The organism is Micromonospora sp. NPDC049275, assembly GCF_043197115.1.
Classification (GTDB): Bacteria; Actinomycetota; Actinomycetes; order Mycobacteriales; family Micromonosporaceae; genus Micromonospora.
Genome location: NZ_JBICSN010000006.1, coordinates 48,514 through 63,797, shown reverse-complemented (window position 1 = coordinate 63,797; position 15,284 = coordinate 48,514). Strand labels below are relative to the sequence as shown.

At 72.9% G+C, this 15,284-nt stretch carries 15 protein-coding genes; 11 read left to right on the top strand and 4 right to left on the bottom strand.

The window, feature by feature from the left end:
- Nucleotides 1–73: 73 nt before the first annotated feature.
- Nucleotides 74–814, bottom strand: coding sequence for a D-Ala-D-Ala carboxypeptidase family metallohydrolase (locus ACGFIE_RS19845; RefSeq protein ID WP_393296537.1), 741 nt, complete (start codon nucleotides 812–814; stop codon nucleotides 74–76).
- A gap of 164 nt (nucleotides 815–978) precedes the next feature.
- Between ACGFIE_RS19845 and ACGFIE_RS19840 the strand changes: the two genes are divergently transcribed.
- Complete coding sequence (locus ACGFIE_RS19840) at nucleotides 979–1,491, top strand: HIT domain-containing protein (RefSeq protein WP_363687117.1); 513 nt, start codon at nucleotides 979–981, stop codon at nucleotides 1,489–1,491.
- Between the two features lie 45 nt (nucleotides 1,492–1,536).
- On the opposite strand, the gene ACGFIE_RS19835 is transcribed toward ACGFIE_RS19840, so the two are convergent.
- Complete coding sequence (locus ACGFIE_RS19835; RefSeq protein WP_393296535.1) at nucleotides 1,537–2,019, bottom strand: hypothetical protein; 483 nt, start codon at nucleotides 2,017–2,019, stop codon at nucleotides 1,537–1,539.
- Between the two features lie 97 nt (nucleotides 2,020–2,116).
- Here ACGFIE_RS19835 and ACGFIE_RS19830 point away from each other — a divergent pair, with 97 nt between their 5' ends.
- A complete protein-coding gene (locus ACGFIE_RS19830; RefSeq protein ID WP_393296533.1) occupies nucleotides 2,117–3,175 on the top strand; it encodes an aldo/keto reductase in 1,059 nt (352 codons plus the stop codon).
- A gap of 437 nt (nucleotides 3,176–3,612) precedes the next feature.
- Here the strand turns inward: ACGFIE_RS19830 and ACGFIE_RS19825 are convergent, their stop codons facing one another.
- A complete protein-coding gene (locus ACGFIE_RS19825; protein ID WP_393296531.1) occupies nucleotides 3,613–5,769 on the bottom strand; it encodes an elongation factor G-like protein EF-G2 in 2,157 nt (718 codons plus the stop codon).
- Nucleotides 5,770–6,019: 250 nt separating this feature from the next.
- Here ACGFIE_RS19825 and pgsA point away from each other — a divergent pair, with 250 nt between their 5' ends.
- The 8 genes from pgsA (at nucleotide 6,020) to ACGFIE_RS19785 (ending at nucleotide 12,857) form a co-directional block, all read left to right on the top strand.
- The gene (pgsA, locus tag ACGFIE_RS19820) at nucleotides 6,020–6,649 is read left to right on the top strand and encodes a phosphatidylinositol phosphate synthase (protein ID WP_393296529.1); all 630 of its coding nucleotides are present in this window, start codon (nucleotides 6,020–6,022) and stop codon (nucleotides 6,647–6,649) included.
- A 46-nt stretch (nucleotides 6,650–6,695) separates the two neighbouring features.
- A complete protein-coding gene (locus ACGFIE_RS19815) occupies nucleotides 6,696–7,625 on the top strand; it encodes a phosphatidylinositol mannoside acyltransferase (RefSeq protein WP_393296527.1) in 930 nt (309 codons plus the stop codon).
- 16 nt (nucleotides 7,626–7,641) lie between these two features.
- Entirely contained in the window at nucleotides 7,642–8,802 is a 1,161-nt protein-coding gene (locus tag ACGFIE_RS19810; RefSeq protein WP_393296525.1) for a glycosyltransferase family 4 protein, read from the top strand.
- A gap of 82 nt (nucleotides 8,803–8,884) precedes the next feature.
- Entirely contained in the window at nucleotides 8,885–9,388 is a 504-nt protein-coding gene (locus ACGFIE_RS19805; protein ID WP_393296523.1) for a hypothetical protein, read from the top strand.
- A gap of 142 nt (nucleotides 9,389–9,530) precedes the next feature.
- Nucleotides 9,531–10,448, top strand: a complete 918-nt coding sequence (pdxS, locus tag ACGFIE_RS19800) for a pyridoxal 5'-phosphate synthase lyase subunit PdxS (protein ID WP_363687085.1) — start codon at nucleotides 9,531–9,533, stop codon at nucleotides 10,446–10,448.
- A 32-nt stretch (nucleotides 10,449–10,480) separates the two neighbouring features.
- Nucleotides 10,481–11,083, top strand: coding sequence for a pyridoxal 5'-phosphate synthase glutaminase subunit PdxT (pdxT, locus tag ACGFIE_RS19795; RefSeq protein WP_393296521.1), 603 nt, complete (start codon nucleotides 10,481–10,483; stop codon nucleotides 11,081–11,083).
- 258 nt (nucleotides 11,084–11,341) lie between these two features.
- A complete protein-coding gene (locus tag ACGFIE_RS19790; protein ID WP_007458175.1) occupies nucleotides 11,342–12,094 on the top strand; it encodes a YebC/PmpR family DNA-binding transcriptional regulator in 753 nt (250 codons plus the stop codon).
- Between the two features lie 142 nt (nucleotides 12,095–12,236).
- On the top strand, nucleotides 12,237–12,857 hold the full coding sequence (locus ACGFIE_RS19785; RefSeq protein WP_393296519.1) for a DUF402 domain-containing protein: 621 nt from the start codon (nucleotides 12,237–12,239) through the stop codon (nucleotides 12,855–12,857).
- A gap of 24 nt (nucleotides 12,858–12,881) precedes the next feature.
- Here ACGFIE_RS19785 and ACGFIE_RS19780 read toward each other — a convergent pair whose 3' ends face one another.
- Complete coding sequence (locus ACGFIE_RS19780; RefSeq protein WP_393296517.1) at nucleotides 12,882–13,916, bottom strand: helix-turn-helix domain-containing protein; 1,035 nt, start codon at nucleotides 13,914–13,916, stop codon at nucleotides 12,882–12,884.
- 253 nt (nucleotides 13,917–14,169) lie between these two features.
- On the opposite strand from ACGFIE_RS19780, the gene ACGFIE_RS19775 reads away from it, so the two are divergent.
- Nucleotides 14,170–15,222 carry a peptidoglycan-binding protein gene (locus ACGFIE_RS19775; protein ID WP_393296515.1) on the top strand — a complete coding sequence of 351 codons (1,053 nt, stop codon included), beginning with the start codon at nucleotides 14,170–14,172 and terminating at the stop codon, nucleotides 15,220–15,222.
- Nucleotides 15,223–15,284: the final 62 nt, after the last annotated feature.

The window sequence follows — 15,284 nt, the reverse complement described above, 5'->3', positions numbered from 1 at the left end:
CTCCCCGGCGTGGGAGGCCACCATTTCCCTGTTCGAGCGCGGTCTTCCCCCCGGCCGGGCGACGCCTGGTGGGTCAGATGCCGCAGGTGGGGGCCGACCAGCCGCCGACGGCCGCCACGTGGGTGTGGTCGTTGTGGTCCGGGTAGCCGGGGCCGAGGATCTGGCCGAAGCCGTGGTTGCGGGCCTGCTGGGCCAGCCGGCACAGCGACGGTGAGCCGACCAGGTCCACCGCGTCGCCGTACAGGTGCCTGCTGTTCGACGCCCCGCCGACCGCGCTGTTGCAGGCGTAGCTGCGGAAGCTGCTGCTGATCGCGATGGGCACGTCGCCGAGGGCGTGCCGCAGCGCCTGGAGCTTCCACATCGAGACGAGCGCGTTGGCGCGGGCGGTGCTCGCCGCGACCGCCCCACCGGACCAGGTGCTGTTGCAGTTGTTGAGCTCGGCGTAGCTGAAGTTGACGGGGGTGCAGTCGTCGTCCTGGAGGGCGTACAGCCGGTTGAAGGTCTGCGGCCCGGCGACGCCGTCCGCGCCCAGCCCGTACGCCTGCTGGAAGCGGATCACCGCGGACCGGGTCGCCGGGCCGTACGCGCCGTCGATGGTGAGCACGGCCCCGTAGCCCGGGTAGCCGGCGACGCGGATCTGGAGTTGCCGGACGTCCTCGCCGGACATCCCCTGCGACAGGGTGCGACCCCAGGTGTAGCAGCCGTCGGCGTGTGCCGCGCTGGCGGTGAGGGTGACCCCGGTCACCGTGGTGGCGGCGGCCAGCGCGAGCGCAGCGATGACAGTGCCGAGCCGTCGGATCATGAAGCTCTCCATTCATCGATTCAAGTGCCTGAATGTATGGAAGTTTCATATCCGAGCGCCAATCCGTCAACAACTTGCAGCAAGGAGTTTCCCGGTGACGGGTGTCGCGGCCGGCCCGCGCGGCTCCGTAGGATCGGCTCGTGACAGGGGCGGAGCGGCACACGGACAGCGACGGCATGGCGGACGGCCTGGAACGGCTCTGGACGCCGCACCGGATGACCTACATCTCCGGCGAGGACCGCCCGGCCGAGGGCTACGAGAAACCGACCGGCTGCCCGTTCTGTCTGGCTCCCGGGCTCCCGCCGGAGGAGAGCCTGGTGGTGGCCCGCGGCGAGCACGTCTTCGTGGTGCTCAACCTCTACCCGTACAACCCGGGGCACCTGCTGGTCTGCCCGTACCGGCACGTCGCCGACTACACCGACCTCGACGAGCCGGAGACCGTCGAGCTCGCCTCGTACACGCAGGCGGCGATGCGTGTGGTCCGCAAGGTCAGCAACGCGCACGGCTTCAACCTGGGCATGAACCAGGGCGGGGTGGCCGGCGCGGGCATCGCCGCCCACCTGCACCAGCACGTGGTGCCGCGCTGGGGCGGCGACGCGAACTTCATGCCGGTGATCGGCCGCACCAAGGTGCTGCCGCAACTGCTCGGCGACACCCGCGACCTGCTCGCCCGCGCCTGGCCGTCCTGACCCGCCGGGCCCGAGCCCGCCGGCACGAGGCCCGCGCCGGTCCGGCTAGTCGGCGCGCAGCAGGTCGGTCAGCTCCGCCCAGCTCCCCACCCGGTGTACGCCCGGCAGCAGCGCGGCGTGTGCGGTGACCTCCGCCGGTCGGGGCCGGAACAGGTAGCGGTGCGGCACCGACTCGAGATAGCCGAGCACCTCCAGCCTGTCGTCCACGAAGTGGGTCAGGCCGAGCCGCTGGGCGATGGGCGCCTTGGCGGGCCGCGTCCGGCAGAAGTGCACCCGTTCGGCGGGGATGCCGGTGCGGGCCGCGAAGTCGTGGTGGGCCAGCCACTCCCGGGTCCGCCGCTCGGTGGACTCGCCGCACTTGGAGACGAGGTGCACCTCGTCGAACGCCGGCCCGAGCGCCGCGAGCGCGTCGAACGCCCCGTCGACCATGAGCGTGCGCAGGTAGTGCGCCCCGAAGAACGACGTGTCGGCATCGTCGTCGGCCGGTTCGATGAGCACACCGCCGATGTCCACGCCCAACCGTCGCATGGCGTCGATCATGCCGTACGGCCTCGACGCGCGCGTACCGCGTTTCGGCGTCCGGAGTTGCTACGCCCCGGCCCGGTGCAGGTGGCACGATCGGCCGATGGCAGTGACGACACGGGTGTTGGGGCGCAGCGGCATCGAGGTCAGCGCCCTCGGCATGGGGTGCTGGGCGATCTCCGGCCCCTGGGCGGAGGGCAGCCAGCCGCTGGGCTGGGGCGCGGTCGACGACGACGAGTCCGTTCGCGCGGTACGGCGGGCGCTCGAGGAGGGCATCACTCTCTTCGACACCGCCGACACGTACGGCGCGGGGCACGGCGAGCGGGTGCTGGGGCGGGCCCTCGCCGGCCGCCGGGACGAGGCCGTGATCGCCACCAAGTGGGGTTACACCTTCGACGAGGCGACCCGGCAGGCGACCGGGGAGGACGCGTCACCGGCGTACCTGCGGCGGGCCGTGACCGCGTCGCTGCGCCGGTTGGGCACCGACCGGATCGACCTCTACCAGCTGCACCTGGCCGACCTGTCGGTGCCCCGTGCGGAGGCGCTTGTCGGCGTCTGCGAGGACCTGGTCGCCGAGGGCCTGATCCGCGCGTACGGGTGGAGCACCGACCGCCCGGACCGCGCCGCCGCGTTCGGACACGCCGCTCCCGGGGCCACCGCGGTGCAGCACGCCCTGTCGGTGCTGCGCGACGCCCCCGAGGTGCTCGCCGTCTGCGACAAGTACGACCTGGCCAGTGTCAACCAGGGGCCGCTCGGGATGGGCCTGCTCACCGGCAAGTACACGGCCGCGTCGACGTTGCCCCGTGACGACGTGCGCGGCTTGGCGCCGGGCTGGCTGGAGTGGTTCCGGGGCGGCCGACCCGCGCCGGAGTGGCTGCGCCGGGTCGGCGCGGTCCGCGCCGCGCTGACCGCCGACGGGCGCACCCTCGCCCAGGGCGCGCTGGGTTGGATCTGGGCGCGCAGCGGGCGCACCATCCCGATTCCCGGCTGCCGTACGGTCGCCCAGGTCGAGGAGAACGCGGCCGCGATGCGTCGGGGCCCGCTGGCGCCGGACCAGTTCGTCGAGGTGGAACGCCAACTCGCCGCCCTGCGCACCGCCGCGCTCCACGACGCCGACCGCCCACACTGGCCCCGCCCCACCCACCCCACCACCCACCCCTGACCCGCACACCGCGCCCGCCTGCCGGAGACGCATTCGGCGGCAGGGGATGCCGCAGTCACACCCTCCGGGGACCGCGCGTCGCGGTGCCCCCGAACGGCACCCGTGCGCCGGAACTGAAGGGCTCTGACCGACGCCGGTACCGCGTCCTGTGCCGGTGGCGCGTCCTGTCGACCTGCCCCAGATGTGGGGCAGCGTCGGCTCGGGCGTGGACCGCTCCAGCAGCCCTGCCCCGGATGTGGGGCAGCTCTACAGGACGCGAACACGTGGAGCGCCATCGTTCCTCCCGCAGGCGACGCTCCGCGTGCGGCCCGGATGCCCGCGTGTGCGGCCCTGCGCGTGGTGGCCCCGCGCGTGCGGCCCTGCGCGTGGCGGGCCCGCGCGTGGCGGCCCTGCGCGTGGCGGGCCGCCGACGGGGACGGTGGCGCGGAAACCCGGCGTTACGGGGTGTGTTCCTTGCGGACCTGGTCGGCCAGGTGGGCGGGCATGGGCTCGTGGCGGACGAAGTGGCGGCGGAAGGTGCCCGTACCGGCGGTCATCGAGCGCAGTTCGACGGCGTAGCGCAGCAGTTCGGTTGCCGGCACCTCGGCACGCACGAGGGTGCGGCCCTCGGCGTCCTCGTCGGGTTCGGTGCCGAGCACCCGGCCGCGCCGGCTGGACAGGTCACTCATCACCGCGCCCACCGAGCCGTCCGGCACCCGGACGGTCACCTCGTCGATCGGTTCCAGCAGCGCCGGCTGGCCGCGCTCGGCGGCGTCGCGCAGCGCCAGCGCTCCGGCGGCCTGGAAGGCCGCGTCGGAGGAGTCGACGCTGTGCGCCTTGCCGTCGACGAGGGTGACCCGCACGTCCACCACCGGGTGACCGGCGACCAACCCGCGCTCCAACTGGGCGCGGACGCCCTTCTCCACGGACGGGATGTAGTTGTGCGGCACCGCGCCGCCGACGATCCGGTCGACGAACTCGAAGCCGGTGCCGCGGGGCAGCGGCTCCACCTCGATGTCGCAGACCGCGTACTGGCCGTGGCCGCCGGACTGCTTGACGTGCCGGCCGTGGCCGGACGCCGGCGCGGTAAGCGTCTCGCGCAGCGACACCGTGACCGGTTCGGTGTCCAGCTCCACGCCGCCGGCGCGCAGGCGGTCCAGCACGACGTCCGCGTGCGCCTCGCCCATGCACCAGAGCACCAGCTGGTGGGTCTCCGGGTTGCGCTCCAACCGCAGGGTGGGGTCGCCGGCGATGAGCCGGGCGAGGTTGCGGGCCAGCGCGTCCTCGTCGGCGCGGCTGCGGGCGACGATCGCCACCGGCAGCAGCGGCTCCGGCATCTCCCACGGCGCGATGAGCAGCGGGTCGTCCTTGGCCGAGACGGTGTCGCCGGTCTCCGCGCTGCCTGACTTGGTGATCGCGCAGATGTCGCCGGCCACGCACTGCGACACCTCGCGCAGGGTGGCGCCCAGCGGGGTGTAGATGTGCCCGACCCGCTCGTCGGCGTCGTGGTCGGGGTGCCCGCGCTCGGCCATGCCGTGCCCGCAGATGTGCACGGTCTGCTCGGGGCGCAGCGTGCCGGAGAAGACCCGGACCAGCGAGACCCGACCGACGTGGCGGTCGACGGTGGTCTTGACGACCTCGGCGACCAGCGGGCCGTCCGGGTCGCAGGTCAGCGGCGGGCGGGGCGAGCCGTCCACGCCGGTGACGGCCGGGAGATCGTGCTCCAGCGGTGACGGGAACGCGGCGGTCAGCACCTCCAGCAGCGTGTCCAGACCCACGCCGGTCTCGGCGCAGACCGGCACGACCGGGTAGAAGTGGCCCCGGGCGACGGCCTTCTCCAGGTCGTCGATGAGCACCTCGTCGCTGATCTCCTCGCCGTCGAGGTAGCGGTCCATGAGGGTCTCGTCCTCGCTCTCGGCGATGATCCCCTCGATCAGCTCGTTACGGGACTCGTCGATGGCCCGCTGGTGCTCCGGGTCCGGGTCGCGCACGTCGGCGGGGAGCCCGGCGGAGTAGTCGAAGACCCGTCGGGTGATCAGCCCGAGCAGGCCCTCGGTGGAGACACCGTCGTCGCCGAGCATCGGCAGGTACAGCGGCATCACGTTGTCGCCGAAGACCCGCTGGCAGAGCGCCACCGCCTCGTCGAAGTCGGCGCGGGGCTGATCCAGGCGGGCCACCGCGACGGCGCGCGGCAGGTCGACCGCCGCGCACTCCTCCCACAGCGCCACCGTGGCGGCGTCCATCCCGCCGGCCGCCGAGACGACGAACAGCGCGGCGTCGGCGGCCCGCAGGCCCGCCCGCAGCTCGCCGACGAAGTCGGCGTACCCGGGGGTGTCCAGCAGGTTGACCTTGATGCCGTTGTGCAGCAGGGGCGCGCAGGACAGGCTGACCGAGCGCTGCTGGCGTACGGCCGCGGGGTCGTGGTCGCCGACTGTGGTGCCGTCGACGACGCTGCCGGCCCGGTCGATCGTGCCGGTGGCCGCGAGCAGGGCCTCGACAAGTGTCGTCTTGCCCGCTCCGGAGTGGCCGACGAGCACCACGTTGCGAACCCGCGCGGGTTCGGTCACCACCGGCGCGCCGCCGGTGGACCCCTTCTCCTGATTTTTCTGCGCCATGGGGCGCACCTCCCTCAGCCGGTGGTGGGTGGCGACTGCCGCGCGAGGTGGAAGCGGCCCGGGGCGAGTGCGCGGCAGTATCCTCCGGTGGTCTGCTGGACAACGGGAACGGGACGGGCAGGCGGGTGAGCTGGCTCACCCTCCGGCTCGATCTCACACCCGTTGTCGGGTAGGCACAAGCCTCTCCCGGGCGGGTCGGAGGGGCGGCCGTATCGGCGGACCTGGGCGGACCGTTATCGTGGGGACCGCCATGGCGAAGATCTTCCAAGTGTCGGCCCGCGCGGGGATGACCCGCGTCGTCGAGCCGATTGCCCGTGCCCTTCTGCGCGCGGGCGTCACTCCCAATGCCGTCACCGTCGCGGGCACCGTTGGTGTGCTCGTCGGCGCGCTCGGCTTCGGTGCCCGCGGCCACCTGGTCGCGGGCGCGTTGATCGTGACCGTGTTCGCGCTCACCGACCTGCTCGACGGGACGATGGCCCGGATGAGCGGCGGCTCCACCAGGTTCGGGGCGTTTCTCGACTCGAGCATGGACCGGGTCGCCGACAGCGCCGTCTTCGGCGCGGTCGCGTACTGGCTGGCCACCCGGGGCGATCACTCCGGGGTGGCCGCCGCGCTGGTCTGCCTGGCCGCCGGCAGCCTGGTCTCCTACGTCAAGGCGCGCGCCGAGGGGCTCGGCATGACCTGCAACGTGGGCATCGCCGAGCGCACCGAGCGGCTGCTGATCGTCGGGGTCGGCGGAATCCTCACCGGTGTCGGCGTGAAGCCGGCGCTGGAGATCGCGCTCTGGCTGCTCGCCGCCATCTCGATCTTCACGGTGGGGCAGCGGATGGCGCACGTCCACCGCCAGGCCCAGCAGCTCCAGCCGGACGGCCAGGCGTGAGCGGCGCGTCCACGGCCCGCCGCCGGACGACCGGCGGCGGGGCCGCGTGAACCTCACCGAGTTCGGTTACGTCGCCGGCTGGCGGGTGGCCCGTGCGCTACCCCGGCCGCTGGTGGCGGCGGCGTTTCAGGCGGGCGCGGACCGCGCCCACCGCCGCGGCGGAGGGGGTACCGCCCGACTGCGCGCGAACCTGCGCCGGGTGGTCGGCCCGGAGCTGCCCGAGGCCGAGCTGGACGATCTCGTCAAGCGGGGATTGCGCTCGTACGCCCGGTACTGGATGGAGGCGTTCCGGCTGCCCGCGTTGAGTCGGGCGCAGATCCTGGCCGGGTTCCGGCTCGAGGGCGCCGAGCTGCTCGCCGCCGACGTGGCCGCGGGCCGGGGCGCCGTGGTGGCCCTCCCCCATGCCGGCAACTACGACGCCGCGGGCGCCTGGGTGGCGGCCACCGGCTGGCCGATCACCACGGTGATGGAACGGCTCAAGCCGGAGGGCGTGTACAAGCGTTTCGTGGCCTTCCGGGGAAGCGTGGGCATGGAGATCCTGCCGACCCACGGCGGGCCGCGTCCGGCGTTCGACGTGCTGCTGGACCGGCTACGTGCCGGTGCGGTGGTGCCGTTGCTGGCCGACCGGGACCTCTCCGCCCGGGGGGTGGAGGTCGACTTCTTCGGTGGGAAGACCCGCATGCCGGCCGGGCCGGCGCTGCTCGCGCTGCACACCGGAGCGCCGCTGTACGTGGCCTCGATGTGGTACGAGCAGGACGCGGCGTGCGCCTCGCTCAGCGGTCCGCTGCCGGTGCCGGGGCCCGAGACGGGGCCGCTGGACCAGCGGGCCCGGTCGCTGACCCAGCTGATCGCCGACGGTCTGGCGGCGGGTATCGCCCGGCATCCGGAAGACTGGCACATGTTGCAGCGGATGTGGCTGGACCAGCGTGGCGCGGGGGGCGCGGAGTTGTCGGCGCCGGCCCCGGGCCGGTCCTGAAGGGGGTGGCTGACGCGTGCGGATCGGCATCGTCTGCCCGTACTCCTTCGATGTTCCAGGCGGGGTGCAGAACCACGTCATGGACCTCGCGGAGGCGCTGATCACCCTCGGGCACGAGGTAAGCGTGCTCGCGCCTGCCGACGAGGACGCCGCGCTGCCGGCGTACGTGGTGTCCGCCGGCCGGGCGGTGCCGCTGCCGTACAACGGGTCGGTGGCCCGGATCGCGTTCGGCCCGGTCTCCACGGCCCGGGTCCGGCGCTGGCTCACCAACGGTGACTTCGACGTGCTGCACGTGCACGAGCCGCTGACGTTGAGCCTGTCGTTGCTGGCGGTGCTGTCCGCGCGTGGGCCGGTGGTGGCCACGTTCCACACGGCGATGACCCGCTCGCGTGTGCTGGCCGCCGCGCAGGGCGTGCTGCAGATCGTGTTGGAGCGGATCACCGCCCGGATCGCGGTGAGCGCGCTGGCCCGCAAGGTGCAGGTCGAGCACATGGACGGCGGCGCGGTGGAGATCCCCAACGGGGTGGCGGTGGCGAAGTTCGCCGATGCGCAGCCGTTGCCGGACTGGCCGGGGGAGTGCGGGCCGGGCACCGGCGGCACGCTGGGTTTCCTGGGTCGCTTCACGGAGGCGCGCAAGGGCTTCCCGGTGCTGCGGGACGCCTTCGTGGCGTTGGCGGCGACCCGCCCGGGGCTGCGGCTGCTGGTCGCCGGCCCGGGTGATCCGGACGACCTGTACGACCAGTTCCCGGCCGCGCTGCGGGAGCGGGTGACGTTCCTCGGGCTGGTCTCCGAGGCGGACAAGGCCCGGATGCTGCGCAGCGTGCACCTGTACGTGGCGCCGAACACCGGCGGCGAGTCGTTCGGGATGATCCTCACCGAGGCGCTGGCCGCCGGCACCAGTGTGGTGGCGAGTGACCTGGACGCGTTCCGCCGGGTGCTCGACGGGGGGCGGGCGGGGCGGCTCTTCCCCACCGGGGACGCGGTGGGGCTGCGCGACGCCCTGTCCGACCTGCTCGACGATCCGGCCGGACGGGCCACGCTGAGCGCCTGCGGCGATCAGGTGGTGGCGAATTTCGACTGGCCGGTGGTTGCGCGGCGTGTTCTTGAGGTATACGCAGCGGCGATCGAGGCGACCGACGGGCGGGTCATCGACCAGGAGTGGGTGGGGCTGGGCTGAGCCGTGTGACGGATGGTGCGGCCGGTGACGCCGGTGACCGGCGGGGTCGCGTGCAACGGAGGAGAAACGGAGCAGCACTACGATGCCGCACATGTGGTGGGTGGTGGCCGCGAGTGTGCTCGTGGGGGTGCTTTCGGCGTACCTCATCTGGACCGCCGGCCGGGTCGATCGGCTGCAGGGCCGCGCGGAGCTTGCGGCGCGGGCCCTCGACGCCCACCTGCTGCGCCGGGCGGCGGCCGCCGCGGTGCTGGCGGAGCGGCGTTTCGGGGTCGAGCTGTACGCCGCCGCCCGGATCGCGCTGGACGCCCCGCCGCAGGAGCGGGAGGCGGCCGAGAACGACCTGACCCGGCAGTTGCGCTCGGTACGGCTGGATCCGGCCGATCCGGACTGCACGGCGGTCATCGCGGCGAGCCGCCGTCTCGCGTTGTCCCGGCAGGTGCACACCGACCTGGTTCGCGACGCCCGGTCGGCGCGCAGTCGTCCGCTGGTGCGGTTGTTGCGGATGGGGCGGGGTCGGGAGTGGCCGCGCTACTTCGACATCGACGACCCGACGCTCGTCGTGCCGGCGGACGTTCCGGCCGGCTGACGGGGTTGGCCGCGGGCCGGCCCGGCGGTGAGCAGGGCCACAGTGCAGGCCACCGGGGGTCTGATTGGCTGTCGGCGTGACGTTGCGAGGTGCGTAGCATTTTCGCTGCCACCCCCACCGCACGTCCAAGGAGCGATGACCCGTGTCCGAAAACACCGCCTCGACCACCGGTACCGCCCCCGTCGTCGGCACGGCCCGCGTGAAGCGGGGCATGGCCGAGATGCTCAAGGGCGGCGTGATCATGGACGTCGTCAACGCCGAACAGGCCAAGATCGCCGAGGACGCCGGCGCGGTCGCGGTGATGGCCCTGGAGCGGGTGCCCGCCGACATCCGCGCGCAGGGCGGGGTCTCCCGGATGAGCGACCCCGACATGATCGACGGGATCATCGAGGCGGTGTCCATCCCGGTGATGGCCAAGGCCCGCATCGGGCACTTCGTGGAGGCGCGGATCCTCCAGTCGCTCGGCGTGGATTACGTCGACGAGTCCGAGGTGCTGACCCCGGCCGACTACGCGAACCACATCGACAAGTGGGCCTTCACGGTGCCCTTCGTCTGCGGCGCGACCAACCTGGGCGAGGCGCTGCGCCGGATCACCGAGGGCGCGGCCATGATCCGCTCCAAGGGCGAGGCGGGCACCGGTGACGTCTCCAACGCCACCACCCACATGCGGAAGATCCGTCAGGAGATCGCCCGGCTGGCCTCGCTGCCGGCCGACGAGCTGTACGTCGCGGCCAAGGAGCTGCAGGCCCCGTACGAGCTGGTCAAGGAGGTCGCCGAGAGCGGCAAGCTGCCGGTGGTGCTGTTCACCGCCGGCGGGATCGCCACCCCGGCCGACGCGGCGATGATGATGCAGCTCGGCGCGGAGGGCGTCTTCGTCGGCTCCGGCATCTTCAAGGCCGGCAACCCGGCTCAGCGGGCCGCAGCGATCGTCAAGGCCACCACCTTCCACGACGACCCGGACGTGCTGGCGAAGGTCTCCCGCGGTCTGGGTGAGGCGATGGTCGGCATCAACGTCGACGAGATCCCGCAGCCGCACCGCCTGGCCGAGCGTGGTTGGTGAGCCTTGATCCACTCAGGCGTGGTGGTGACGCGGTGACGGCACCTGTGATCGGTGTGCTCGCGCTCCAGGGAGACGTCCGGGAGCATGTGGCGGCGCTGGCCGCGGCGGGCGCGGACGCCCGCCCGGTCCGCCGCCCGAGCGAGCTGGACGCGGTCGACGGGCTGGTGATCCCCGGCGGCGAGTCCACCACCATGAGCAAGCTCGCCGACATCTTCGAGATGCGCGAGCCGATCGACAAGCGGATCGCCGGCGGCATGCCTGTCTACGGCTCCTGCGCCGGCATGATCATGCTGGCCAGCGAGGTGCTGGACGGCCGGGCCGACCAGCGCGGCTTCGCCGGCATCGAGATGACGGTACGGCGTAACGCGTTCGGCCGGCAGGTCGACTCGTTCGAGGCGCCGGTGGAGATCGCCGGTGTGCCGGGGGAGCCGTTCCACGCGGTGTTCATCCGCGCGCCGTGGGTCGAGCGGGTAGGCGCGTCCGTCCAGGTGATCGGGAAGGTGACCGGCGGCCCGGCAGCCGAGCGGATCGTGGCGGTGCGGCAGGGCAACCTGTTGGCCACCTCGTTCCACCCCGAGTTGACGGGTGACCTGCGCGTACACGCGTACTTCGTGGAGCTGGTGCGGGCCGCCTGAGCGGCGGACGCGGGCGGGAGGGCATGGATCCCGGCCCCGGATCGTTGATCCAGGGCGGGTTCCGCGCCGTTCGGCACCCCGGGCAGGTCCCGGGTGTGACACGGCGCGGTGTGACCTCGGTAAGATTGCCGCGATTCGGCAGGGCCGTCGCCCGGCGCGGCACTTCCCGCGGGGCCGACCGGCCGCCGGATCGCCGGATGCGGCGCGGAATCGGTGCGGCAGTCGACGCAGGCGTGCAATGACAGACGGAGGTAGAAGATGTCCGGCCACTCAAAGTGGGCGACGACCAAGCACAAGAAGGCCGTCATCGACGCCAAGCGCGGCAAGATGTTCGCCAAGCTGATCAAGAACGTCGAGGTGGCCGCGCGCACCGGCGGCGGAGACCCGTCCGGTAACCCGACGCTCTTCGACGCCATCCAGAAGGCGAAGAAGAGCTCGGTTCCCAACGACAACATCGACCGCGCGGTCAAGCGTGGCTCCGGCCTGGAGGCCGGCGGCGCCGACTGGCAGACCATCATGTACGAGGGCTACGGCCCCAACGGCGTGGCGATGCTCATCGAGTGCCTCACCGACAACCGCAACCGTGCCGCGACCGAGGTGCGGACCGCGCTCACCCGCAACGGCGGCTCGCTGGCCGACGCCGGCTCGGTGTCGTACATGTTCTCCCGCAAGGGCGTGGTGATCGTGCCCAAGGAGGGCACCAGCGAGGACGACGTCATGATGGCGGTCCTCGACGCCGGCGCCGAGGAGGTCAACGACCTCGGTGAGGCGTACGAGGTGGTCTCCGAGCCGACCGACCTGATCCCGGTGCGGACCGCGCTGCAGGACGCCGGCATCGAGTACGAGTCGGCCGAGTCCTCCCTCGTACCCAGCATGAACGTGCCGCTGGACGAAGAGGGCGCCCGCAAGATCTTCAAGCTGATCGACGTCCTGGAGGACTGCGACGACGTGCAGAACGTCTACGCGAACTTCGACGTCAGCGACGACGTGATGGCAGCCGTCGACGCCTGAAACGCGGCCCGTCCGGCCCGGCCGGCGTGATGTCAGCCTGCCCTTGATCGACTCGACGTCGTGGAAGCCGGGGTGTCCGACGCGTGAGGACACCCCGCTTTCCGTGAACCCGAGTCGATCAGAACGAGGAGGTTCCGGGGACGTGGTGGAGCGGCGATTCGCGACGGGTGACCTGGTCGTTCGGCGGGAGATCCTGCGCGGCGAGGTCTGGTTCGGCTGCCCGACGATCTGCGTGGAGGATTCGCCGGACCTGTTGGCCCTCTACCTTCCGCCGGGGGCGGAGTTCGGCTTCCCGACCAGCGGCGTCTTTCCGTGTGGGCGGCACCCGTGGGAGACCGCCGGGCACACGGCCTGGCAGGGGCACGGCAAGCTGATGCTGCAGCGTCCTGGTGAGGCGCACTCCGTCGACGTGTTCTGGACGGGGCCGCAACGCGACTTCGCCGGCTGGTACTTCAACCTGCAGGATCCGCTGCGGCGTACCCCGATCGGGGTGGACACTCTGGACCACGAGCTGGACCTGTGGTGGGGTGCGGACGCCGACCGGTACGTCTTCAAGGACGTGGAGATGTTCGCGCAGCGCCTCGTCGAGGGGCGCTACCCGGGCATGGCGGAGGCGATCCGCGACGAGGGTGACCGGATCGCCGCCCTGCTCGACGCGGGGCAGCGCTGGTGGGACCCGGCGTGGGCGCGGTGGCAGCCCGACCCCACCTGGCCGACACCTCGACTGCCGGCCGACTGGAACCTGGTGCCGCCCGCCCGGTGAACAGGCCCCGACCCCCGCGGGCTGTCAGCCGGCCGCCGGATCGGCGATGAGGAACTCCTGGTCCGCGCCGCCGGTACACGGCTCGACCAGCGCCTCGATCGGCGCGTCCGCCGACGCTGCGCCGTCGTCGTCACGCAACCCGACGCACAGATCACCGCGAGCCGGACGGATGCGGTAGGCGGTCGGGGCCGACCCGGTCGGCTCGAAGCGGAACAGCTGGATCTCTCTGTCCTTCTGGCATTCCTTCCAGGGTTCGAGCAGGTTCCGGGCGGGATCGGCCTCGCGGATGGTGAGGCAGCCCGGCCCCTGCACGGGATGATTCCACTTGATGAAGTACAACCCGGCGGTCACCGGTTGCAGGTAGGTCTCCGGCGGGGTGGCCTCCGTGCAGCGACGCTGGACCGCCACCTCACTCGGGTACTCGCCGGTGCGATCATGCCCCTCGGTGAGACAGAGCTGTGGGCTGCGGGCGGGGCGGATCTCGGCCGGGCCGCCCTTCGGCCCGCTCGACGGCCCGACGCTGACACCGGTCGTGGCCGACGAACTGGTGCCCGCGCTGGCTTGCGGCGCGGTCGGGCGCCGGTCATCGTCGTCGGGTCGCAGGAACCACGCGCCGAGCGCGGCCAGCACGGCGGCGACGGCGAGCAGCGCCAGCGGCGCGGGTCGGGCGAACCAGCGCGGGCCGGCCTCGTCCGGTCGCCCGCCGGCCAGAACGTCGGCCGAGGCCGACCCGGCGACCTCGGTCGGCGGACGGGATGGCGCGGGGGACGTCGGGGCGTACGCGCCGTCGGCGAGCCGGTCCCGCGCCCGCAGCCACGCGTCGACCTGATCGCCCGCCCCGCAGGCGCGGACGAAGGCGGCCAGCACCTCGGGTCGCGGCAGGGTGGAACGGCGCAGGACGTCGGCCGCGGTGCTGCGGGCCAGCACGTCGCCGGCCGCGGCCGCGCGCTGCTCCAGTTGCCGGTACGTGAGCCGTGAGGCGTCCTTGAGCTGGCGCAGCAGGTCGACGAACGCGACCGGGTCGGCCGCCTCGTCCGGTCGTAGGTCGCCCGTGGTCATCGCACGATTGTCCAGACACCGCCAGCGCCAGGGCAAGCGACCCCGGGACCGACTGTCCGAGATGGTCGGACAAGACCCGGACATGCAGCTCTGAGCTGCCCGGACATCGCAGCGGCGCGATCGGGGCGTTGTTCTCGGCGAACCGGCTGTCTAGCGTCAGTTCTCGATGGCGGCGCCGCCGAGGGGCGGACGACCGCAGGCTCGGACCGGCACCGGTCCGAGCCCGATCGCATCGACGACACGGGGAGATCCGATGGATGACGTTGTCCGGGATCCGGTGCCGCAGGCGGCCACGGCGGGGGAGTACGTCGCGTTGCTCCGGGACGTGCGGCGACGTTCCGGCCTGACGTACCGGGAGATCTCCCGGCGGGCCGGGGCGGCCGGGCACTGGCTGCCGCCGAGCACCCTCGCCACGATGCTGGGGCGGGCCACCCTGCCCCGCGAGCGGACCGTCGTGGCGCTGCTGATCGCCTGCGGGAGGCCAGCGGCGGAGATCGAGCGGTGGGTGGGGGTCCGACACGACATCGACGCGCAACTCGGCGAGCGTACGGGGTGGGCCGACCAGGCGGCGTCGTCGCCGGACGAGACACCAGTCGATGGCACGCAGCCGGAGACGGTGCTGGCCGAGGCGGTGCCGCCACGGCTGTCGATCGCCCGGGTGTACCGGTCCGCCCGGCCGACGCGGCGGCTGCGGCTCGGGGCGCTCGCGCTGGCGAGCGCGCTGACCGTCGGGGCGTTGCTGCCGCACGCCGATGCCATGCGAACCGCGTCGGTCGGCGCCGCGTCGGCCGACGCCTGCCCCCTCGTCCTGCGCCAGGGCATGTACGGGCCGTGCGTCCTGACGCTCCAGGAGCGGCTGGTGGCCGGCGGTCTGCGGGTGCCGGCGGACGGCTGGTTCGGCCCGGACACGACGAGCCGGGTGATCGCCTTCCAGGCGCTTGTCGGCCTGCCGGTCAGCGGCGCGGTGGACGGGCCGGTGCTCGACGCGCTGTCGGGCGATCCGGTCGTGGCGACGAGCTGGCCGGAGGACCGGGTCAGCAAGCATCTGCGGAGGACGTTCCCGGAGGACCCGGCGGAGGCGGTGCGGCTGGCGCGCTGTCTGTCCGGGTTGGACCCGCTGCGGGTGGAGGTCACCGCGGACGGGTCGCGGCGGTGGGGGTTGTTCCAGTTCAGCGACGTGGAGTTGTCGCGGCTCGGCGTCGATCGTCGGACCGCGTTGGATCCGGGTTGGAACATCGAGGCGGCACGGGAGGTCTGGTCGCGTACCGGCGATTTCGGCCACTGGGGCTGCGCGCCGTCGCCGTGACGCGCCGCTCCCCGCCCGGTCACGGGGCCGGGCGGGGAGCCCTTCAGACCGGACGACTCACG